This is a genomic window from Pedobacter sp. 10L46_2 (assembly GCF_056395165.1).
This window is the reverse complement of record NZ_JBFTIZ010000012.1, coordinates 1-23,546: the sequence shown is the minus strand read 5'-3', so window position 1 is coordinate 23,546 and position 23,546 is coordinate 1. Positions and strand designations below refer to the sequence as shown.

Annotated in this window: 14 protein-coding genes, 1 tRNA gene and 1 riboswitch; of the genes, 6 read left to right on the top strand and 9 right to left on the bottom strand. The window is 38.8% G+C overall.

Annotated elements, in window-relative coordinates; all coding sequences use genetic code 11:
- Positions 1–10: 10 nt before the first annotated feature.
- The gene (locus AC1DDX_RS03005) at positions 11–805 is read left to right on the top strand and encodes an endonuclease/exonuclease/phosphatase family protein (RefSeq protein WP_337716421.1); all 795 of its coding nucleotides are present in this window, start codon (positions 11–13) and stop codon (positions 803–805) included.
- Positions 806–906: 101 nt separating this feature from the next.
- Complete coding sequence (locus AC1DDX_RS03000; RefSeq protein WP_477621769.1) at positions 907–1,701, top strand: SDR family NAD(P)-dependent oxidoreductase; 795 nt, start codon at positions 907–909, stop codon at positions 1,699–1,701.
- 18 nt (positions 1,702–1,719) lie between these two features.
- Here the strand turns inward: AC1DDX_RS03000 and AC1DDX_RS02995 are convergent, their stop codons facing one another.
- A complete protein-coding gene (locus tag AC1DDX_RS02995) occupies positions 1,720–3,126 on the bottom strand; it encodes a sialate O-acetylesterase (RefSeq protein ID WP_337716419.1) in 1,407 nt (468 codons plus the stop codon).
- Positions 3,127–3,757: 631 nt separating this feature from the next.
- A tRNA-Arg gene (locus tag AC1DDX_RS02990) sits at positions 3,758–3,829 on the bottom strand.
- 212 nt (positions 3,830–4,041) lie between these two features.
- Between AC1DDX_RS02990 and AC1DDX_RS02985 the strand changes: the two genes are divergently transcribed.
- Both AC1DDX_RS02985 and AC1DDX_RS02980 read left to right on the top strand, forming a co-directional pair.
- The gene (locus tag AC1DDX_RS02985) at positions 4,042–4,968 is read left to right on the top strand and encodes a hypothetical protein (RefSeq protein ID WP_288881070.1); all 927 of its coding nucleotides are present in this window, start codon (positions 4,042–4,044) and stop codon (positions 4,966–4,968) included.
- A gap of 96 nt (positions 4,969–5,064) precedes the next feature.
- Entirely contained in the window at positions 5,065–6,012 is a 948-nt protein-coding gene (locus AC1DDX_RS02980) for an EamA family transporter (protein WP_337716417.1), read from the top strand.
- Between the two features lie 54 nt (positions 6,013–6,066).
- Here AC1DDX_RS02980 and AC1DDX_RS02975 read toward each other — a convergent pair whose 3' ends face one another.
- The 6 genes from AC1DDX_RS02975 to AC1DDX_RS02950 form a co-directional block, all read right to left on the bottom strand.
- Positions 6,067–7,425, bottom strand: coding sequence for an FGGY-family carbohydrate kinase (locus AC1DDX_RS02975; RefSeq protein WP_172659529.1), 1,359 nt, complete (start codon positions 7,423–7,425; stop codon positions 6,067–6,069).
- Positions 7,426–7,440: 15 nt separating this feature from the next.
- Entirely contained in the window at positions 7,441–8,715 is a 1,275-nt protein-coding gene (locus AC1DDX_RS02970) for a sugar isomerase (protein ID WP_337716415.1), read from the bottom strand.
- Between the two features lie 18 nt (positions 8,716–8,733).
- Positions 8,734–10,854: a bifunctional aldolase/short-chain dehydrogenase gene (locus tag AC1DDX_RS02965; RefSeq protein ID WP_337716413.1), complete on the bottom strand. Its 2,121-nt coding sequence runs from the start codon at positions 10,852–10,854 to the stop codon at positions 8,734–8,736.
- Between the two features lie 28 nt (positions 10,855–10,882).
- Positions 10,883–11,962 (bottom strand): L-rhamnose/proton symporter RhaT, encoded by a 1,080-nt coding sequence (gene rhaT / locus AC1DDX_RS02960; protein WP_477621768.1) that lies wholly within the window; start codon positions 11,960–11,962, stop codon positions 10,883–10,885.
- Positions 11,963–12,080: 118 nt separating this feature from the next.
- Complete coding sequence (locus tag AC1DDX_RS02955) at positions 12,081–13,109, bottom strand: GntR family transcriptional regulator (protein WP_048907015.1); 1,029 nt, start codon at positions 13,107–13,109, stop codon at positions 12,081–12,083.
- Positions 13,110–13,162: 53 nt separating this feature from the next.
- Positions 13,163–15,829 carry an alpha-L-rhamnosidase gene (locus AC1DDX_RS02950; protein ID WP_337716408.1) on the bottom strand — a complete coding sequence of 889 codons (2,667 nt, stop codon included), beginning with the start codon at positions 15,827–15,829 and terminating at the stop codon, positions 13,163–13,165.
- Between the two features lie 169 nt (positions 15,830–15,998).
- Positions 15,999–16,107: riboswitch (SAM riboswitch) on the top strand.
- A gap of 250 nt (positions 16,108–16,357) precedes the next feature.
- Here AC1DDX_RS02950 and AC1DDX_RS02945 point away from each other — a divergent pair.
- Complete coding sequence (locus AC1DDX_RS02945) at positions 16,358–19,279, top strand: SusC/RagA family TonB-linked outer membrane protein (RefSeq protein ID WP_477621767.1); 2,922 nt, start codon at positions 16,358–16,360, stop codon at positions 19,277–19,279.
- 5 nt (positions 19,280–19,284) lie between these two features.
- A complete protein-coding gene (locus tag AC1DDX_RS02940) occupies positions 19,285–20,721 on the top strand; it encodes a SusD/RagB family nutrient-binding outer membrane lipoprotein (protein WP_172659523.1) in 1,437 nt (478 codons plus the stop codon).
- Between the two features lie 77 nt (positions 20,722–20,798).
- Here AC1DDX_RS02940 and AC1DDX_RS02935 read toward each other — a convergent pair whose 3' ends face one another.
- Positions 20,799–23,456: a glycoside hydrolase family 78 protein gene (locus AC1DDX_RS02935; protein ID WP_172659522.1), complete on the bottom strand. Its 2,658-nt coding sequence runs from the start codon at positions 23,454–23,456 to the stop codon at positions 20,799–20,801.
- Positions 23,457–23,546: the final 90 nt, after the last annotated feature.

The window sequence follows — 23,546 nt, the reverse complement described above, 5'->3', positions numbered from 1 at the left end:
TAACACATATATGAAAACATATCTTAAACATCTGGTGGTAATTTTGGCCCTAAGTAACTGTAGTATGCTTGCTATGGCAAATAGCACAAATACAGACTCTTTAAAAGTAATGACCTATAACATTCATCACGCAAATCCACCTGCTCAGGAAGGCGTAATTGATCTTCAGGCAATAGCTGATGTCATTAAAAGTCAGTCGCCAGATCTTGTAGCTTTGCAGGAACTGGATGTATTAACTCCGCGAAGCGGTAATGTTGATCAGGTAAAAAAGCTGGCAGAATTAACAGGCATGTATAGTTTCTTTTCAAAAGGAATAGATTACGACGGAGGAGAATATGGTGTAGCTATACTCTCTAAATTTAAAATCAACAAATCTGAGCGTTTCCCCCTTCCGTTTAAAGAAGGACTAAAAGCAGAGCAACGCTCATTGGCAATAGTAAATGTTACACTGCCAAATGGCAGCAAATTGGACTTTGCCTGTACCCATCTTGACCTGAATAATGAGCACCGTTTATTACAAGTTGCCGAGATCAACAAGATATTGGGAAATAGGAAAACAGAGGTTATTTTAGCCGGTGACCTTAACCTTACCGCTACTACCCCTGCTATGGCTATATTGGAGAAACATTTTACCCGCAGCTGCGATCAGAACTGTGCACCTACTATCCCAGATGTAAATCCTGATAAAGAGATTGATTTTATTCTCTTAAAAAAAGGAAGTAAACTTAAGGTTGCCTCTCATCAGGTTATAAATGATATTCATGCCTCAGATCACCTTCCTTTGGTAGTTACTTACTCCAAATAAGAACTTTAATTAAGCGCGTAACTGCATGCGCAGATACGCGCTTAATTATCTCCTACTTCCGATCTTCATAATGTATATTTGTTTTAACTTAAATTTAGATTATGGATTTAAAACTTCAGGGTAAAGTCGCTTTTATTAGTGGTTCTACAGCAGGAATAGGATTTGCAATTKCACACAGCTTATTAAAAGAAGGCGTAAAAGTGATTATCAACGGTCGCGCCGAACGTGGTGTTGCCGATGCCGTTGAAAAATTAAAAAGCCTTGTAAAGGGTGCAGATGTTTCAGGCCTGGCTGCCGATTTCGGAAATACTGAAGAAGTGAATACATTAATCAAAAGCCTTCCCGATATTGATATACTCGTTAACAATGCAGGTATTTTTGAACCAAAACCCTTTGAAGAAATACCGGATGAGGATTGGTTCAGGTTTTTTGAAGTAAACGTAATGAGTGGCATCAGACTATCCCGTAACCTATTTCCAAAAATGCTAAAGAAAAACTGGGGTCGGATCATATTTATTTCAAGCGAATCCGCAGTTTTTATTCCGGATGAAATGATCCACTACGGGATGACAAAAACAGCACAGTTAGCCATTAGCAGAGGCCTGGCCGAGCTTAGTAAGAACACTGGAGTAACAGTAAACAGTATTCTTCCTGGCCCAACTAAATCTCAGGGTGTAGGCACTTTTATTGAAGATTTAGCAAAAGCAGGAAACATTTCGGTTGCCGAAGTAGAAGTCGATTTCTTTAAGAACATGCGTCCAACCTCTTTGCTGCAGAGATTTCTTTCGGTTGATGAAATTGCCAATACCGTTACCTACTATGCAAGTCCATTAGCATCTGGTACAAATGGAGCTGCAATTCGGGTTGAAGGTGGATTGGTAAGATCGATTTTATAAAGAAAAAGCTGTCAAATATTACTTTATCTTACTGATATCAAGTTCCCAATCGTCTGTTCTAAAAGGTGCTACGGGCAAGCCAGCTTTACTAAAAAGGTTACCTAGGCCTGCATTGCTAAATTGGTAGCGAACAGCAACCGGTACTTTTACCAGCTTATTTGAAACAATGATTTTATTTCCTTTTATTTTAACCGTTGCAGGGTGAAACACCTTATCGGCGCCAGCTATAAAAATCTCCTTTGGTTTGTCGCCCTTCAGCATTAATCCTGTTTCGGCGTAATCTAAATCAATCTCTGCATTACTTCCATTTACATTTAAAGAGTTAAAAATCGGGCTTTTATATGCGCTTTTTTTTAAACCGTAAGTCTCGACTAAAGCCAAATTGGCCAACCGCAGACCTACATCCTTCTTATTGGTCGGATGGATGTTTAGTGTATCGCTAACCAAATCTGAAACTACTACCATTCCTGTTTTTTCTGTAGCCAGATTCTTTGTCTGTGCTTCCCTCAATAATGCACCGATATTATAACTATCATACTTATAAGGAGCTATTTGTACATAATAAAATGGGAAATTGTTATTCCAGGCCTTGCGCCAGGCACTTATCATGGTATTCATTAATTCAGTATAACTTGATGCAGTTGTGGTGTTACTTTCGCCTTGGTACCAGATTGAACCTGCTATGTTATAATTAACGAGCGGGGCAATCATTGCATTGTAAGCATAACCTGGGGCAGTAGGCCACCATGGAGCAGGCGTTTTTTTTGCTGCTGCATCCTTTAAAACCGTGTTACCTTCTACTAAATTTTCAGGGGTCCAAACTTCGGCCGGTGTACCGCCCCAATTGCTGCTGATCAGTCCTATCGGTACATTCAAATCCTTATTCAGCTCTTTCCCAAAATAATAGCCTACAGCACTAAATGCCTTTAAGGTATTGCTATCGCAAGCCACCCAGGTACCCTCGGTATTATCCTGAGGTGTTTTTGAAGTTGTTTTAGGTATTCTGAATAGTTTGATATTTAGTTTGCTAAGTTGCGAAAATTCGTTTTTAATGCTTGTAAGTCCATTATTATGACTCCATTCCATGTTAGATTGTCCGCTGCACACCCATACTTCTCCTATAAATATATTTTCGAGTGTAATTTTATTTTCACCTTCAAGCAAAACAGTATAGGGTCCACCTGCTTGTGGTGTTTGAATACTAATTTGCCAGCTTGCATTTCCATCTGTTAATGCTTCTATGGTTTTATTATCCCATGAAGTAGTAATTTTTATCTTTTCACCAGGCAAACCCCAGCCCCAAAACTTAGTGGTTGATTTCTGCTGTAATACCATATTGCTGCCTAATATATTTGGCAAACGGATATTTGCATATAGGGAAAAGGTCAAAAAAGTAAGGATCAGGAATAGTAAGGGTTTTTTCATTTGGTTATATTTACAATGCCTTTAATATATAAAATTATTTATAAAGTAAACTCTCGGTATCATTCAATTCAATTTGAATATCTACAAAATATTGATTTTTCTTTCAAATTTTTAATTATTCTTGCACAAATTAACTATATAGAAATTACTGTTCTTAAATAGGGCTTTAGTATATTTGATAAAACTAAAAAGATATGTAACAAGCTAATATTATAAATTTGCGAAATCTTCAAAATATTTGAGGCATTTAGCACTTAAGAATCTTGAGCCAGAAACCTAGGAAATTTCAAATAGCAGCAAGAGGATAAGTGAAGAGTGCTCACGCGATAAGCGTGGGCTCTGCTTTTCGTTGCGCGGTCTCCTAGGACCTCTGGCTCGGTAAGTGGGGTTCCACGCTTTCTGCGTTTATATCCCTCCTATCAGATTCCATATAATATCAGCCATGATCATTAAATATGGAAGTACTCATAACAATACTTTACGCGCTTATACACCTATATAACACCTGTGAAACACCTGTTATTACTAAGCCTGGACCGAACCATTTATATACTCTAATACAAGAAGCAATGAGTAAGTATATTAATAAAAAAACCGTCTTGATTAAATAAAGACGGTTTTCTAAATTGTGTGTCCTCGAAGGGATTCGAACCCCCATCATCAGAACCGGAATCTGACATTCTATCCATTGAACTACGAAGACAAAGTCCGCAAATATATAAAATTGATTGAATACATTAATGCTTGTTTCAGACATTAACGCATTATCTAACACTAAAAGCAATAATAACTATCATCACCAGAAAAATATAACAATTAGGCTTTAACTATTTAATACAAAACAATATATTTACCTTATCAAGTTCTGTACGGATCAGAAAAATCAATACAACAACAAAGAACCAAACTAACCTAATGAAACTACATTTAACTCTATTGGTAATGATATGCCTTGCAATTGCAAGTTGCAGTAAGAAACCTGCTGAAAACCAACCTGGCGATGATGTTAGTTTAGGCAATGACTCTTTGGTTAAAAGATTAAATCTAAAAATCTCGGATAAACAAAACCTGATCGTTAAAGTATTGGTTTTTAAAGATAGTAAAGGCAGTTATGTAATTGCCGGAGCTAAGGACAAAAAATACTGGATCGGCTATTTTGATGGGTCTGGCAATCAATTAAAGGTTAAAACTTACACCGAAGACCCTACTGAAATTCCAACAGCCAGTGGAACCAAAGTTCAGGTAGGTTATAATTTTTATATCAGAATAAAGGAAGTAAATAAAGTTATTTATATCACCCGGCAAATGAGAGAAAGCCAGATAAATAATGCGGCCGATCCGTTTATTGAAGACTTCACTAAAATTGACATCAACAGCAGTGCAATTACGAATACTTACACCTCCGTAATACCTGGCAAAGATGAGCCTTTCACTTCTGAAATGTTGCCATGGACTAACAGCCTTACCGAGATCACAAAAAGCAAATTAGACGTTGCTGGTAAGATTGTAAGCTCTGTAAATTACATATACAATCAGCAAGGAACCCTGGCAGGAAGTTTTCCTTCTCCAAGAGACCTTAAATACGCTGAAAAGGCCCTTTCTGATTCAGAATATATTCTGGTAACCAGCGATTTTCATTTTGTTTGTAAAAGACTGGCTGATAATTCAGTAAAATACGACATAGATCTTCTTGAAAAAATCGGAGAAATTAGAAGCGGTGTTATTAATGAAATAAAGATTAACAGCAGTTCAATTGAAATCGATTATTCGGTGGTTAATAAAGACGGTGTTAGCATTAATGTAAGAAACGAAATAAGGTCAACAACCGGAGAAGAGCTGTAAAGCCAATACAAGGCACCTTTGGTAATAGAATTGTTATATAATTTATTAAAGAATGGTTTTCTCTTTGATAAATGTTCTATTTGTTAAAAAATAATTATGCCCTCCGTTCAAAAAAAATCTGCCCCACTTTTACTTGTTCTGTTGGCCTTTCTTATCGTTTACGCGGTATGGGGATCAACCTATTTTTTCATTTCTAAAGCTGTAGCCGGCTTTCCACCATTCTTTTTAGGTGCATTTAGATTTATCATTGCGGGCACACTCCTGCTTAGCTGGTGTATTTTAAATGGTTTGCCGGTATTTAATAAAAAGAATATATTTCATGCAGGTATAAGTGGTATACTGATGCTCGGCGTGGGTAATGGAATAGTGATCTGGGTAGAACAATTTTTACCAAGTGGACTGGTTGCCATTATGGTTTCGTCAGCCGCAATCTGGTTTGTGATATTAGATAAGGGCAAGTGGAAAGAAAACTTTAGCAACAAATTTACTGTTGCCGGTTTAATCATCGGCTTTTTAGGTGTAATCCTTTTATTTTGGGAACAGCTAACTGCTAGTTTTTCTGTGCAGCAAGATTCTCGAAATGTTCTGGGAATGATCCTGTTGATTATTGGTCCGATTGGCTGGGCTGGTGGATCGTTGTATTCAAAATATCATCCTGCGCCTGATACTCCTGCATCGGTTTCTACTGCATGGCAGATGTTAATTGCAGGAGTTTTATTTATACCGGGAAGTATGATTGCCGGAGAAATGAATGGTTTTCAGTTTCAAAATGTTTCCGAATCAGCATGGTGGTCAATTGCCTATCTGATCATATTCGGATCAATAGTGGCATTTAGCGCCTATGTATGGCTACTACAGGTTCGCCCTGCAACACAAGTAAGTACTTACGCTTATGTAAACCCTGTGGTTGCGGTATTACTTGCTGTATTTTTTGCAAATGAGATCATAAGCATTATTCAGATAACGGGTTTAATTGTTATTCTGGCCAGTGTTTTACTCATCAACTTGTCTAAATATAAAAAGTCGCCCGTTAAGGCGACTTAATTCATAAACTAAAATTAACCAATATTAATTACCGCTAAATTTGCCTCACGATAATTAATTCTGGTGCTGAACTACAGAATAATACTTTAGTTCAATAATATCATTTGGTAAGGGTTTAGTGTTCCATGATTTGTGAATGGCCAAAGCCGCTCCTACTGCAGTTGCCTGCGCCATAAAGGCTGCAAATACTTCAAGCTCAGGAAATGCAATGGCTAGCAAATTCATAAATATGGCGTTTTTACTAAATCCTCCGTCTACAAATATTCGTTTTACCTTGGTGCCTTTAAGCACCCTGTTTGTAGCTATATATTGCAGATTTACCAGATCTAAAACGAGTTGATGATAAGCTATAATATCTGATGAATAGTCTGCCAGGTTACGCTCTGCAAAAGAAGTAATATCCGATTGGGGCTTATGCTCCAGCTCTTCAATGATCTTTGGATCGTACGGAACAGAGCGATAAGTGATGATGTCTGTACCGAAATGAGCTGCAATTCGTTTCACCTGTTGTTCATGCTCATATCCTGAAAAAAGACGTGATGCTTTAACCGGCTTACCCTCGTATTGCAAATAACAAAGGCAATCATTTTCTAACTCTTCTGCAGTAAGCGGACTAGCGTTAAAAGGGTTAAGGCTAATGCACCATGTACCGGTAGATAATAAAATAAATGGCTCATGGAAATTTACCAGATAAGGCACCAAAGCTGCTGAGCTATCATGAAACCCTGCCCCTACAGCATAATTGTTGCCAGGAAATGCAGCTGGCATTACACTGTTTGAAGGAACAATAGGTGCAAGCTTTTCCAATATACCTTCCTTTTTAACCCATTCATGGTAAGTGCTTTTAGTGAAATCCCATAAATTGGTATGACAGCCAATACTCGTAAGATCAGAATATGCTTCGCCCGAAATCAGATAACTAAGGTATTGCGGCAAATGAAGCGCATACTTTATTCTTTTAAACAGGTCAGGGTTCTCGTACTTAATCCGATACAACTGCATTCCCGAATTCAGGCTCCCCAATACCGGAGATGCGGTGAGATTAGAGAATGCTTCTTTTCCCCCGTAGGCATTATAGAATTGTTCTGTAAGTTCCTCTGGATAGGCTTTCAGATAATTATATAGTGGTGCCAAAGGATTCCCGGCCTCATCTATATAAACAAAGCTGGCACCGTAAGTTGCAAAATTAATAGACTTTATTTCGAAAGCCGGATTTCTAAAAACCTCCCTTAAGGAATCAAAAACAGATAGCCTTAGGCTTTCCAAATTCTCACACGGGTCCCCATCCTCATCTACAGTTTCAGTAAACCGTGCCGATCTCTCAAAAACTATTTTATAGTTCTCATCAAAAAGAAACAGCTTCTTATTGGTCTTACCAACATCGAAAATCGCTATTACAGGGATTGCCTTCATTTTAACTCCCATCAATTACAACCCTGTTGCTACCGTTTTTGCTCCACGGTTTTTAATTAACTCTTGTCGCACATTGAATTTTCTGAAAGCCTGAAGTGGTGATAATGCTGCTCCTGAACGTAAGCGTGCTTCTGCTACCAACGGACGTACGTCTGTTCTGAAAGCCTGCTGTAAGATCTCCTGACTGCGTGCTACATCATTAATAGCTTGTGCTTCCTGTAAAGCAACACGATCAACAGATAGCGCCTGAGCGTAAGCAATCATTATAGCTTCAACAGATTGTAAAAGGTCTTCGAGCGGATCTTTTACATTATGTGATGCATCAATCATCCAACCCAGATCTTCTCTATGATCCATTCCACGGGCATCCATGCCTTCAACAAGTTCATTAAATATAAGGAACAGTTGATACGGTTTAATGCTACCGGCGGTTAAATCATCATCGCCATATTTTGAATCGTTAAAATGGAAACCACCTAGCTTTTCTTCCATCAGCAAAAGCGAAACAATTTGCTCAATATTTGCATTTGGCAGGTGGTGACCAAGATCTACCAAAGTATATGCTTTTGGCCCTAGTTTATTGGCAAATAATAAAGATTGTCCCCAGTCTCCAACAGTAGTTGAATAAAAATTAGGCTCAAAAGCTTTATACTCTACAAATATCTTCCAGTCATTTGGTAAAGCCGCATAAATTTCGCGTAAACTTTCTAAAGTGTTATGGAAGGCTTTTCTGAAATTAAGCTGCCCCGGGAAACAAGATCCATCTGCCAGCCACACAGTAAGTGCTTTAGATCCCAATTCAACACCCTGACGAATAACTTCTATGTTATGGTCAATGGCATGTTTCCTCACTGCTTTATCTACATGCTGTAACGACCCGAATTTATAACTTTGTGCCTGATCTGGCTGATCCTGAAACGTATTTGAGTTCATAGCATCAAAACGTAAACCATGTTGTGCAGCTAAAGCTTTAATTGCATTGGTATTATCAGCAACATCCCATGGAATGTGCAAAGAAATAGCACCGCTTGAGCCATTAAGCTTGTGAAGCAAACCTATATCTTCAATTTTTTCTTCCAGATTTCTAGGCTCACCCCCTGAAGAGAAACGCCCAAATCTTGTTCCACCTGTACCTAAAGCCCAACTTGGAATAGCAATCTGGAAATCTACCAGTTTCTGAATAATACTTTGAGCATTAGAAATTTCTGATGTAATGAAATCAAGCTGACGCTCATGTTTGGCCAAAAGGTCGCTATTATGTGATTCTAATTGATAATTTTCTAGTTTCATCTGTGTAGGTTTTAAGTTTTAACGAACAAAGGCATTTGCAACGCCCCCATCCACATTCAATACATTACCTGTTGATTTATTCATTAGTCCGCCAACAAAAGCAAAACATGCATTAGAAATATCCTCAGGCAATATCACTTCATTAAGCAAGGTACGCTTTGCATAGAAAGCTGGCAACTCTTGTACCGTAATTCCATATGCTTTAGCTCTGCCTGCAGCCCATTCGCCTTCCCAAATCTTACTGTCTGATATTACAGCATCAGGGTTAACTGTGTTTACGCGGATATGATCTGTCCCAAGTTCAGCTGCATTTAATCTGCTTAAGTGTAACTGAGCAGCTTTTGCAGATCCATAGCCCGCGTTGTTTGGTCCTGAAACCAACGCATTTTTGCTAACTATATTCAATACATCGCCACCAATAGCCTGTTTACGCATTACCTCTACTCCAGCCTGAGTAACTAGAAATTGGCCCTTTACCAGAATATCATATAAAAGGTCCCAATCTTTTTCAGTATGCTCTTCAATAGGTTTTGAAATAGAGATACCGGCACAATTTACCACTATATCTACCCCTCCAAATTCCAGACTTGCTTCTTCAAAAGCATTTTTAATGCTTGCTGAATCAGTCACATCTAATATTACTGCAGTATAAGCATCCTTACCGAACTCATTGTTAAAGCTGTCGTTCGCTTTTTGCAGCCTGCCTGCATCATTATCATTGATTACAGCACATGCACCTTCTTCTATAAATTTGCGGGCAATGGCTTTACCAATACCGCCGGCGCTGCCAGTAATGAGGGCTACTTTACCCGAAAGTGGTTTTGGTTTAGGCATTCTTTGCAATTTTGCCTCTTCCAAAAGCCAGTATTCAATATTGAATGCTTCCTGTCTCGGTAAAGAAGTGTATTCAGATATGGCTTCAGCGCCTTTCATTACATTGATGGCATTAGTATAAAACTCGGCAGCAACTCTGGCAGTTTGTTTATCCTTAGAGAAAGAAAACATTCCTATTCCAGGATATAATATAATTACCGGATTAGCATCACGCATCGCCGGACTGTTATCATGTTTACAAGAATTATAATATTCGGCATACATTTTACGATATGCTTCAAATTCAGGGGCCAATCTTTCTTTCAGCGCTTTAACATCACTGATGTCTTCATTAGGAGCAAGTTTAAGTACAAGCGGACTTATCTTAGTGCGCAGAAAATGATCAGGACAACTTGTTCCAAGTGGTGCTAAACGATCTAAATCATTAGAGTTAATAAACTCCAGCACTCTTGCATCATCAGTAAAATGACCAGCCATATGGTTTTCACTTGAGCAGAATCCTCTTAAGACAGGAGCAATAGCAGCGGCTTGCTTACGCCGTAGATTTTGTGCGGCGCTTTCAATTTTCTGACCTCCAAATACAGGTTTTTTCTTACCGTAGTTGGCTTCAAGATATTCGGCACATTTTTCTATTACTTCAAGTGTATTGATATAACTTTCGAAGGCTGTATCTCCCCAGGTAAACAGCCCATGCGAGCCTAACATAATGCCTCTTATGCCTGGATTGTCATCTAAACATTTACGCAATTGCAATCCAAGCTCAAAACCTGGTTTTTGCCATGGCACCCAGCCAATTGTTCCGTTAAATAATTCTTTAGTGATACGTTCACCATCTTTAGCTGCCGCTATTGCAATGGCAGCATCGGGATGCAGGTGATCTATGTGTTTAAAAGGTAAAAAACCATGTAATGGCGTGTCAATAGATGGAGCTTTAGATTTCAGGTCATATATGCAATGGTTAAATAATTCAACCATTTCATCTTCATGTGCAAGTCCTCTGTAAATATTTTTAAGATTTCGCAAGCTATCCACATACAATGCAGCTAAACCGCTTTGTTTCAATGTACCTAGATCTCCTCCGGATCCTTTAACCCACATTACCTCGGTATCCTGCCCGGTTAAAGGGTGCTTTGTAATTGCCTTACAAGAGGTATTGCCACCTCCGTAATTTGTAAGTCTTAGATCAGCACCTAGTAAATTTGAACGGTAGATTAACAATGCAACCTCATCACCAGCCAGTTCTGCAGCCTTTGCATCATCCCACAAATAACTTACATGTTTAAAATCAGTTGTTCTAACAGTCATAAAAATATTTCATTAATTAAATTTGTATTTACTTGATTGAGTTTCCGTAGCCAACAATTAGCACAGAAATAATAATAATAGCTATACCTGCTATCACGGTCCCGAAAGTTTTCTTCTTAACTCCCGACCATTCCTTTAATGCAAGACCCCAGGCGTTAGCAATCAGAATGATAAATGCCATGTGCAGTATCCATGAACTGGCTCCGTTACCTAGTTTACTTTCGCCCATTCCATAAAAGAAGAATTGCAAAAACCAAGTGGTACCTGCCAGCGCAGAAAATATGTAGTTCTTTAAAAGAGGTGTCTCTTTGTTGGTATAATCACCAAAAGTCTTGTTACGGAAATTCAAGATCATACACCAGATCAGGTTGGTAGTTAACCCTCCCCATAATATGAGGATATAGGTTACATTGTTCTGGAAAAGKAATTCGCCCTGCCCCGGATGTGTGCTTTTCCAAATATCATTTGCGGCATTGGCCATGTCTTTTCCGGCATCAATACCAAAGGCAAAACAAGCACTAAGGATACCTGAAATGATAGATACAGTAAGGCCCAGACCAATTTTGTATTCGTCATTAGATGGATCGGCTTTACCTGCCGCTACCAGGTCTTTTTCTTTCATGCCACCGGCCTTGCCACAAACTATAATTCCGATAACACAGATTGCTAAACCCAGTAAAACCATTTGCCCCCATTGGCTGTTCAACATATCTGTTAAACTATCCTTGCCCGGTTTTGGATTAAAATTATAATATACAGAAGGGATTATTGCTCCGAAAACAGAACATAATCCAAGAATAATAGAGCTTCCTAATGATACCCCAAGATACCTTACACCCAAACCATAAGTTAAGCCACCTATTCCCCATAAGGCGCCGAAAAAGTAAGTAAGTAATAAGATTTTACCGTTTGTTGCAGCAATGATATCTGTAAAACCGGGAATAGTAAGCCATGCTGCAAAAGGCGGCACAAGCAACCATGAAAAGATACCACCTACAATCCAGTAACTCTCCCAGGCCCATCCCTTAACCTTCTTATAAGGAATATAAAAACTACCAGAGGCAAAGCCTCCTATAAAATGGAAAATGACCCCGAAAATTACTTGCATACTTATTGAACTTTATATTTGGTTAAAATAATAAGCCTAATTTATACAAGTAGATTTTTAAAACTGTCATGTACTATCATGAAGAAGTACAAATAAATTCGTTACAGTCTAAAAAAAATTAGATTGATGCTCTGCGGGTATAGTAAAAAGGTACTTCGATATGGCGCCTGGAGTTATCCAGGATAAGATTTGCAGCCACTGTACCCATAAATTTAAAGTCAGTTGAAATAGTAGTAATACCGTTTAATAATATTTTCTTTAAAGGGGTCTCATTGTAAGATATTACGCCTACATTCTTTCCTATTTTATATTTCATACTAATAAGCCGTTCTAATAAAATAACCAGATCGGCTTCCATTAAATTAATAAAAGCTTCTCCTTCGTTTATTGGCTCAATAGATATATCACTTACTACATGATGAGAAAAGGCATACTGCTGACAAAAGCGATGGAACCCATCTAAAATCTCTTTAGGGAAATAGCTTTTTTTAGGGAAAATGATTTTTAGTGTGTGGTATTTGCTGAGCTCATTACGGGCCTGTTCCAAAGCGTCGTAAATATTCTTTTCAAAATTCTCATAAGCCGCAGCATAGTCGCCATCAACCCCTTTTATTTTTTTATCCAGTAAAACCAGTTTTTCTTTTGGAATGGTATTGATGATATCTCTGGCATATTCCTCGCCTTCAATAAAATGAGGAATGATCACATAGTGAGAATATTCTTCTTTTTTATCGGTCAGAAATCGTTTAAAAAGCCTGAAATCATTGTTATAGATATAAAAATCTACAGATACATCCTCACCCAATGCAGCAATAAATGCATCGTAAACAATCTTTTTGTGTGCGCTAAGTTTATTGAAAAGCAGAAACACCTTTAGTTTCTGCTTAAAATCTATATTGGCAATATAATAGCCTTTACCCGGAACGGAATTAATTACACCTATGTTTTTAAGGTACTTGTATCCTTTTTCAGCGGTGTCACGCGAGATCTCCAACTTATAGCTCAACTCATTAATAGAAGGCAATAAATTGTCTTTCTTTAATTTACCCAGCTCAACGGCTTTTATAATTGCACTGGACAGTTGCAGATATTTAGGCGTTGCAGAATACTCATCAATATGAATAAAATCAAAAAACTTAGTCTTCATCTTTCTAAAAGTAAGTAATTTAATGCAATTGGTCCATACCAGACAAATAACTGCTATTTGATTTCAAACTGATATTTACCTGCTCCAATGTTTGTTTTGGCAGCAACAGCTTTTCCATCTTTAAAGGCCTTTTTCCCCTCTGTTAATGGGAAAGTAATTGTAGCACTTGAATTTGCCGGAATAGTTACGGTATAGATTACAGCATTTCCTGATCTTTTCCATGAAGATATGATCTTACCATAAGGACCGTCGTGCTCTGCCTCGAAATGTTCTAACCCTGAAACGAAATTAGGACGAAGCTGAATATTCTTAAATCCCGGTTGTTGTTCATCAGGGTGAATTCCACCCAAACCTTTAAAGAACCAGCCACCTATTTCGCCAAACATCATATGGTTTAAAGAAATGTCTCTTTCGGCTTTTATATCCCAGTTTTCGTATAAGGTAGTTGCTCCATTCACAATCCACCATCCCCATGAAGGGTAGGTATCCTGAGCTGCAAGTTTATATGCTGTTTCGGCCTGACCATTGTCACTCAATGCATTTAATATTGCTTTTGCACCCAAAACACCCACGTCAAGGTGCATTCCATCGGCAGCAACTCTTTTAGCAAGGTTCTCTGCAACTTTTGTAATAAGCTCTTCAGGTACCAATCCCCATTGCAGGGCAACACTTAATTCAGTTTGTACACCTGATGCATAAATGCCCGTTGTGCGGTTTAAATACTTATCGTTTATTGCCTTTTTAATTTTCTCTGCAAGGTTGCTGTAATAGCTATAATCGGCCTGCTTACCAAACATTTTTGCAGCCTTTGCAAGGATAACTGCATCTACATAGTAATAAGTAGAAGAGGTATATTCCAATGACGATTGTGATTTAACAGGCACCCAATCGCCTCTGCCAAAGGTTGTTAATCCTGCAGGACTAATTTGCTCTATGTAATTCACATACCGTTTAATGCTGTTGTAAGAATCTGAAAGCAACTTACTATCGCCATAAAACATGTATATATTCCATGGAATTATAGCAATTGTACTTGTCCAGTCAGTTCCATTTGCCGATCCATAACCCCATCCACCTGTAGGTATAATATCAGGAAGTACGCCATTTGGTTGTTGTTCGTCCCTGTGGTCGGCAAGCCATTTTTCATAAACTGTAATACCGTCAAAATTAAACAGGCCTGTTTCAACAGCAAAGTGTCCATCGCCAGTCCATCCATTCTTTTCTCTTTGCGGACAATCGGTAGGATATCCCATTAGATTAGACAAGTAAGAATTGTTAGTTGCCCACCATAGTCGATCAATTAGCTTATTTGAAGAGCTTATTTTACCTGTCGGGGTAACATCACTGTGCATAAAGTAACCGGTGATGCTTTCTTTGGTTAATTGTACCGGCTTACTGCTGATCACCTCAACATACTGGAATCCTTTGTAATTGAACTTAGGCATAAACTCAAGTTCTCCTTTACCTGATAAGGTAACGATATCTGTTTGAAAAGGATCGGTATTATCTTTAGGGCGATAGTAAACATCAATATTAGATAGGTCTAGCCTTCCGTTAGCATGCAAGCGTTCGCCATGCTTAATACGAATAACAGTGCCTTCCTCTCCGCTTACTTTAATTTTTGTAACTCCAGAGATATTGCGGCCCAGATCAAAAACATATACAGTGTCGTTAACCTTTTGCATTGTTTTAGAAGGAATTTCTTCGACATTACGAATTGGCTGCATAACCTGACTTACAACATTATTGGACGGGGCAGCTCTAAGCGAGATGCCATTCCACTTTTTATCATCAAAATCTGCAGTATTCCAACCCGGTTGCTCCTTGCGTGCATCATAATGCTCGGCAGTGTAAATATTGTTGAGTACTATCGGACTTGAACTTGTTTTCCAGTCGCCCCCGGAAGTAACCACATCAACAGTTCCATCTTCATAGGTGATTCTTAAATCCAGACAAAAAGTAGGTCTTGCTCTCCAGGGTGCCTTGTCAAAATTCCATACCGCAATAGATTGATGGTTATACCATCCATTACCAAGTAAAACACCAACAGCATTTTTACCTTTTTGAAGTTGGGCAGTAACATCGTAAGAAACATATAAGTTACGTCTGTCGAAACGGGTGTACATAGGGTCAAGTCTATGGTTCCCTACTTTTTTCCCATTTAAATATAATTCGTACAAACCAGCAGCAGCAATATATGCCCTTGCAGATTTTATTTTTTTAGAAGGTTCAAATACTTTTCTGAAATATGGAGCCTCGCGTTTATCGATATCGTTACCATCACTGATCCAGGTACCTTTCCAGTTGTCGACTTTCATCATTCCTGTTTCGAAAGTTGCTACCCCGCCAGATGAAGCTGGTTTACCATCTTTATCCCAAAGCTCAACAGACCAGTAGTATTTAGTGAACGGCTCTAAGGTTTTGCCTTTATAATTAACAAGATTTGCAGACGAGGCTACTTTGCCCGACTCCCACGAAAGGCCCCTTTTTTTTGCTACTTCTGATGAATCTTTACCTACAATAATTCTATAAGCAGTTTGTTTAGCACCCTGACGGGTATCTGTCATCATCCACGACAAGCGCGGATTTAACAAATCTACCCCAATTGGGTTTATTAAATGTTCGCATTGCAAACCTGAGGGTTTAACTTCATTAGAGTATGCTTTTTCTGCCATAGAAATGGTGAAGAGCATCAGCAAGAAAGAATAAAGAAATTTCATTAGAATATAATTCAGGTAAAGTTTAGTGTGTTTACAATGTTAATTTTCTTAGTCATTTTCAGCAACCTGTACTGTCCTGCTCAAAATACAGAATATTTATTTTATTAATTTCTATAGGAATACTAGATTATTCTTATATTTGTCGCAGCAAATGGTTCTTAAAACTTCCTGCTTATCAAGAAAGACTGAGGGATTGGCCCTATGATGTCTTAGCAACCTCTACAATTTATTGTAAAAGGTGCTAATTCCAATTCGCTGCAAAGCGGAAAAGATAAGATTAAACAGCGCAATGCTCCTTATCAATCATCATAACCAAATCTAATTCTGTTCGCGACAAAGTATGTAAGGGATGACCTAAACTATAAATGTATAAAAACATGACACAGAAAGTACACCAAAAAGAAATGCGCTGCTCATCTCCATCTCATTACCCTTCATCTGGTCTTATGATCACTCAAAAACGAATGCACTGTTGCTCTATTTAATGCAACCCAAAGAATTTATTATACACCCATTTATTTAATTCACATGTTAAAAATATACAAAATTTTTGCAGGGATTCTTATATCCTTTTTTTTCCTGCAAACCGTACAGGCACAATCTGTTAAAATAACAGGTACTGTTACCGGAAACCCCGACGGGGAGACTATTCCAGGAGCATCAATTACCATAAAAGGTAAAAAAAGCGGAACAACTACAGATGGCAGCGGTAAGTTTTCTCTAGCTGCAGATGTTAATGATGTACTTAGTATATCTTATCTTGGATATACTACAAAAGAAGTAACCATTACCGCAGCTACAACTACATTAAATATTGCGCTTGATGTTTCGGCAAATGCTTTAAGTGAAGTTGTTGTTACAGCCCTTGGGATTTCTAAAGAAAAGAAATCGTTGGGATATGCTGTTCAGGAATTAAAATCTAAAGATATTGCTACCGCAAAAGAAACCAATATAATCAACTCTCTGGCCGGAAAAATTGCCGGTGTGCAAACTACAAATAGCCAGGGCGATATGGGTTCATCAAGAATTATTATTCGTGGTGAAACCTCTATATCAGGTAACAACCAACCCCTCTTTGTAGTGGACGGAGTACCCGTTGATAATTCGCAGAATCTAGGTATAGCTGGATCAAGGGATTTTGCCAATACCATTTCGGATATTAATTCAGAAGACATTGAATCAATCAGTGTACTTAAAGGTCCAAATGCAGCAGCACTATATGGATCACGTGCAGCAGCAGGTGTTATCCTTATTAAAACCAAAACTGGCAGAGGCCAAAAGGGTTTAGGTATCAGTGTTAACTCCAACGCTACATTTTCAAACCTATTGACCTTACCGGATTATCAAAACTCATTCGGACAAGGTACAAGCGGCAAGTTTAGCTTTGTAGATGGAAAAGGTGGAGGTGTAAACGACGGTGTAGATGAAAGCTGGGGACCAGCATTGGATGGCCGTTTAATTCCTCAGTTTAACTCTAAAGGTGTTGCTGTTCCATTTATTGCTCATCCAGATAATGTTAAGGATTTCTTTGAAACAGGTTTTGCGCTTAATAATGGTATTGCCATTGCAGGCTCTGGAGAAAAACAAGATGTCCGTTTCTCTTACAACAACCTTACGCAAGGTGGTATACTGCCAAATTCTTCTCAGGACAAGAATTCATTATTATTGAATACCACGTACAGAATCACTCCTAAATTAACTTTAAACGCTTCTGCAAATTATATAAAAAGCAATGCCGATAACCTTCCTGCCTCAGGCGGAAAACGTGCAACTGGCCCGATGCTTCAATTTACATGGTTTGGAAGACAGGTAGATGTTAGTCAGCTTAAAAACTATAAAGACGAAAACGGAAACGACTTTAACTGGAACAATAGTTACTATAGTAACCCTTATTTCATAGCCTATGAAAATACAGTTGGTCAGAAACGTGATCGCATTATTGGTAATGCAGAATTAAATTATAAAATTACAAGCGCACTTTCAGCCAACTTCAGGACAGGAAATGATTACTATACAGACCGTAGAAAGATCAAAATCGCTTATGGAACAAATGGTACCCCATTCGGTTCATATGAGGAAGATGCATATACGGTTAATGAAAATAATACCGAAGGTCGTTTAGAGTTCAATAAGAAACTGAATTCAGATTTCTCAATAGATATTTTGGGTGGCGGAAACATTAGAACTTCAACTTTCGAACAAAACGATCAGAAAGCGACCAAGTTGGCAGTAAACGGCTTATATACCTTGAGCAACTCCAGAGATCCATTGGTATCTTCAAACGTTTACACCAAACTTAGAACCTATAGTTTATTTGGATCCGCTCAGTTGGGCTTTAGAGATTATGCATATCTGAATTTAACAGCACGTAACGACTGGGATTCCAGTTTACCAAAACCGAACTTATCTTATTTCTACCCTTCTGTTAATGGAAGTTTAATTCTTACAGAAGCTTTTGATATTAAAAGCGAGGTGCTTAGTTTCGCTAAACTAAGAGGAGGCTGGTCTAAAGTAGGAAAGGCAACAGACCCTTATCAACTGATCAATACCTATAGCTTCACTGCTCCATTTGATGGAAATCCACAACAATCAGTTAATACGATCGACCTTAATCCAAACCTTCTGCCAGAAATCACCAAATCGACTGAGGCGGGTGCCGAAATTGGGTTGTTTGATAACCGCATCAAGCTGGATCTAAGTGTGTACAATACAAACAGTATTAATCAGATTTTAAAAGTTGATGTAAGTTCAGGAACAGGATATACACAAAAACTTATTAATGGCGGAAGTATCAATAACAAAGGAATAGAAGTTCAACTAGGTTTAACCCCTGTTAAACTTAAAGACTTTAGCTGGGACATCAATTTAAACTATTCACGTAATCGCAGTAAGGTTACAGAATTGGATAAAGAAGGACGCATTAGCAGCTATACAATTAATGTGAATTTCCTCGTAGTCGCCAGAATTGGTGGTAAGGTATTCTCTGGTAGTAACGCTACAGGAACTTATACGGGTGTACTGGCAAGTACAATGAGAGGAAGAAATGCTGAAAATGGCGGACTTACCTATACCTCAGGAGGAACAACATTTAATGACGGGATGATCTTTGACGGCGTTCTGGCTGATGGCACTAAGAACAATAAAATCATTCCTGCAGAAGAGTATTACAAAGCTACAACCAATGCAGATGAGCAATTTGTTTACAGCGCTTCTTATATCAAATTAAGAGAAGCTAGATTGAGCTACAACATTCCTTCGCAATGGGTTAAAAAGATCGGGTTACAGGACGCTACTTTCTCAATAGTGGGACGTAATCTTTGGATCATCCATAAAGATGTACCAAATATTGACCCTGAAACTGCATTCAACACAGGAAACGCTCAGGGTCTGGAGGACCTAACTCTTCCAACAACAAGATCATTTGGTTTTAACCTTAATTTTAAATTCTAGACATCATGAAATTCAAATATATTCCAATCCTTTTTTCTGCAATTATAGCAACGGCTTTCACTTCGTGCAAAGACGAGCTGGCAGATATCAACAAAAATCCCAACGCTGCAGAAAACCCCCTTCCTGATTATTTGCTAACAGGTGCTATAAAGAACACTGCTGATGCATACTGGGGAACTAACAATATTAACTCAAGTCTGCTATTTGTTCAGCACTGGTCAAAAATACAGTATACTGATGCCGATCGTTATATTTTTTCTAATACCGATCTTCAGGATTTATGGAACACCGGATATACAAAAGGTATTACCAATCTTAACAAACTGATTGAGCTAGCCGATGCACAACAAAACACCAATTACAGAGGCGTAGCTAAAGTATTAAGATCATGGACATTTCTATTGTTAACAGATGCTTACGGAGATATACCCTATTCTCAATCTATCCAGATCAAAAAATTCGTAACTCCAGTATATGATACCCAAAAAGATGTTTATTTCGGATTACTTAATGATTTGAAATCTGCACAAGCTGATCTCGATCTGAATGGTAAGGCAATTGCAGGTGACATCATTTATGCTGGTAAGATAGATCGCTGGAAAAAATTCGCAAATGCATTAAGGCTGCGCATAGCACTCCGAATAGCCGACCGTGAACCAGAGAAAACCAAATCCGTGTTGGCAGAAATTGCAGCAGAAGGTGGCGCCTACATTAGTAGCAATGCTGAAATAGCACAATTGGTATATGTTGCTTCTCCTAATCAAAACCCGATAAGTAATACATTTGACACACGTAACGACCATAGGATAAGCAAAACAATTGTAGATAAATTGAGGAGCTTAGGTGATCCGCGTTTGCCAATATTTGCCAGCCCTACTAAAGATGCGACGCCTGAAACTTATGTGGGCGTTCCAAATGGTTTGCTAACCAGTGATGCCAACAGCCTTGGTTTAAATAAAACTTCTAAACCCGGCACTTACTTCCTTGCTCCTTCTGCACCTGCGGTTATCATCAGCTATGCTGAGGTATTATTTGATCGTGCAGAGATAGCAGCGCGTGGTTTTAGCAGTGAGGATCCGGCAGCTTTGTATAAACAAGCCGTTGAAGAATCATTAAGGCAATATGGGGTTACAGAAGGTGAAATCACTACATATACAAACCTTCCTGCCGTAAAGTATAACGCTGGTAATTACAAAAAATCTATTGGTGACCAAAAATGGATTGCTTTATTTGGACAGGGACTAGAAGCCTTTGCTGAGTGGAGAAGATTGGATTATCCGGAACTTACTCCTGCCGTTGCAGGTACATTAGGCGGAAAACTACCTGTAAGATTTATATATCCAGGACGTGAACAATCGCTTAACGGGACAAATTATAAAGCCGCAGTAGCAAGACAAGGTGCGGATATATTAACTACAAGACTGTGGTTTGACATAAAATAATATCAAATACCTTTAGCAAGGTAATAAAAGAAAAAAGGCCGGTATCATTAATCATGATACCGGCCTTTTTTCTTTTATTAAATTTTACTTTCAAAGTGATAACTACCAGATCCAATTTCTTTAGTTGTATCTGGCAATACGATCTTAGCTTTGGTATTTGCTGGTACCGTAACATCAAGCTTTAACAATCCATTTTCCAATGTCCATGCTGATTTTACCGTGCCATATACAGTTTCTAATTCTGCCGATGCGTTAGTTATTTTTCCACCTGGTTTCGGCGCAATAACAATAGACTTATACCCTGGCTGATCAGCTACCGAATTTATTCCTGCAATTGTTCTATACATCCAGTCACCTATAGCACCATAAGCATAGTGATTATAAGAGTTCATATCAGGAGTTTGAAAAGATCCATCAGGTTTAATACCGTCCCATCTTTCCCATATCGTAGTAGCGCCCATTTTTACAGGATAAAGCCACGAAGGATAGCTTTCCTGCATTAAAAGATCGTAAGCAACATTGTTGTGTCCAAATCTGGTCAGTACATGGCATAAATAAGGTGTACCCAAAAAGCCGGTTGTCAGGTGATTTCCATAGTCGCGGACATTAGCAACCAGGCGTTCAGCGCATGGCGCTCTCAGTTCTTCGGGCAGCATGTCAAAATGAAGAGCTAAAACATAAGCGGTCTGCGTTCCAGATACCAATCGGCCAGTTGGCGTCATGTACTCCTTCACAAATGCTGCTTTGATCTCAGCAAGAAGTGCGGTGTATTTAGCTACATCATCCTGTTTACCTAATACTTTTGCCGCATTGATCAGCAACTGTGTAGAATGCGCATAAAAGGTCTGCGCAATCAAATATTTATCGGTTACTGCAGCCCTGCCATCATTATCATCATTCGGACGATAGAACAGCCAGTCGCCAAAGTGGAAACCTGAATTCCAAAGATTGTTCTTTGCAACGGATGAAATATAACCCACCCATTTCTGCATACTTTCATATTGTGTTTCCAATATCCTGCGATCACCGTAAGCAACATACATATCCCATGGAATAATTGTAGATACATCCGCCCATCCTGCAGATGCACCATCATTTGGTCCTAATACATTTGGGATCACATGCGGGATCAGGCCATTAGGTTGTTGATCTGTTTTTACATCTTTTAACCATTTGGTAAAAAATCCGGCAACATCCATATTATAAGCTGCTGTATTGGCAAAAGCCTGTGCGTCTCCTGTCCAGCCCAAACGCTCATCGCGCTGCGGGCAATCAGTCGGTACATCTACAAAGTTTCCTTTTTGCCCCCATTGGATGTTGTGCTGTAATTGATTCAGCATGGCATTAGACGTCGAAAACTTGCCTGTTGTTTCCATATCCGAATACACAGCAACTGCGGTTAGGTCCTCAGTTTTCAATTCTCCTGGATAGCCTTCTACCTTCACATATCTGAATCCCTGAAAAGTAAAATGAGGTTCAAAAACCTGCTCTGTATTTTCCTTTAATATATAAGTGTCCTGTGCCTTTGCAGATCTCAGATTTACCGTATAAAAGTTACCCTCTTTTGTAAGTACCTCTGCATGGCTCAAAGTGATCTTCGTTCCTGCAGTACCTTTAGCTTTAAGCATAACCCAACCCACCAGATTTTGCCCGAAATCCACTACTGTCTCTCCTGCTGGCGTTTTGAAAACTTTAAGTGCTTTAAATTGCTCATGTTTCCTTACCGGCGGACCACTCATAGCCACCAGCTTTTCAGTACCTTTTTCCATTGTACCAACTGCAGTCCATGCAGCATCTTCTTTAAAGCCTGTATTGTTCCAGCCGGCTATTTCCATCCTGGCATCATAGATCTCACCATCATAAATGTCCGAAGCCATAATTGGTCCATAGGTATATTTCCAGCTCTCATCTGTATTTATCGATTCCTTGGTACCATCAGTGTATTCCACCTCTACCTGCATCAGCAATCCGCGTGTATCACCATAAAAGTTGTGCTGATTTCCAAAACCGATTCGCCCTTTGTACCATCCATTTCCTAGACTTACACCCAATACATTAGCTCCACTTTTCAAAGCAGCAGTTATGTCGTATACCTGGTATTGCAGGTGATCTTTATAACTGGTCCATCCCGGTGCAAAATAGGTATCGCTTACGCGCTGACCATTGATGTTGGCTTCGTACAATCCTTTTGCAGTAATGTAGGCTATAGCCGATTTGACTTTCTTTTGTAAGGAGAATTCCTTTCTAAAAAGCGGGCTTCTTGCAGAACTATCTTTTCCCGCTACGGTGATCCATTTTGCGGTCCAGTCTGTCGGAGCAATTCCCATTTGAAAGAGACCAGGTTCAGACCAGGCAGATGTATTGCCGTGATTGTCTTTTACCCTAACCTGCCAATAATATCTCTTTTTTGATTGTAATTCTGATCCTGCATATTCGATCAATACAGATTGATCTCCTGTGGTAGATCCTTTCCAGACAAGATCCTTACCTGCATTCACTGAGGCCTTACTAGTGCCTACTCTAATTTCATAAGAAGATTGTAAGGTATTTTTTACTGTTGAAATGATTTTCCAGCTAAACCTGGGTTTTGGCGTTTCAATAGCCAGTGGATTTTTAAGGTGCTCAACCTTAAGGTCATTTACACTTAATTTCTGGGCAAGGGCCGTAAGGTTAACGGCAAACAAAAGCCCAAATACTGCACATTTCTGCAGCAACGTCTTAATACATGGTCTCATATTTGATTAATAATGAGTTGCCCGGAAATCCTAAGCAACTCACTATTATCCGTAATTAATTTGACATAAGTGTCATGCACTATCCTGTCC

Coding starts and splice junctions, on each gene's coding strand:
- AC1DDX_RS02955 (WP_048907015.1), bottom strand. CDS start 13,109: ATGAAGACTAAGTTTTTTGATTTTATTCATATTGATGAGTATTCTGCA.
- AC1DDX_RS02995 (WP_337716419.1), bottom strand. CDS start 3,126: ATGAAAAAACCCTTACTATTCCTGATCCTTACTTTTTTGACCTTTTCC.
- AC1DDX_RS02985 (WP_288881070.1), top strand. CDS start 4,042: ATGAAACTACATTTAACTCTATTGGTAATGATATGCCTTGCAATTGCA.
- AC1DDX_RS02940 (WP_172659523.1), top strand. CDS start 19,285: ATGAAATTCAAATATATTCCAATCCTTTTTTCTGCAATTATAGCAACG.
- AC1DDX_RS02935 (WP_172659522.1), bottom strand. CDS start 23,456: ATGAGACCATGTATTAAGACGTTGCTGCAGAAATGTGCAGTATTTGGG.
- AC1DDX_RS02975 (WP_172659529.1), bottom strand. CDS start 7,425: ATGAAGGCAATCCCTGTAATAGCGATTTTCGATGTTGGTAAGACCAAT.
- AC1DDX_RS03005 (WP_337716421.1), top strand. CDS start 11: ATGAAAACATATCTTAAACATCTGGTGGTAATTTTGGCCCTAAGTAAC.
- AC1DDX_RS02980 (WP_337716417.1), top strand. CDS start 5,065: ATGCCCTCCGTTCAAAAAAAATCTGCCCCACTTTTACTTGTTCTGTTG.
- AC1DDX_RS02950 (WP_337716408.1), bottom strand. CDS start 15,829: ATGAAATTTCTTTATTCTTTCTTGCTGATGCTCTTCACCATTTCTATG.
- AC1DDX_RS02965 (WP_337716413.1), bottom strand. CDS start 10,854: ATGACTGTTAGAACAACTGATTTTAAACATGTAAGTTATTTGTGGGAT.
- AC1DDX_RS02970 (WP_337716415.1), bottom strand. CDS start 8,715: ATGAAACTAGAAAATTATCAATTAGAATCACATAATAGCGACCTTTTG.
- AC1DDX_RS02945 (WP_477621767.1), top strand. CDS start 16,358: ATGTTAAAAATATACAAAATTTTTGCAGGGATTCTTATATCCTTTTTT.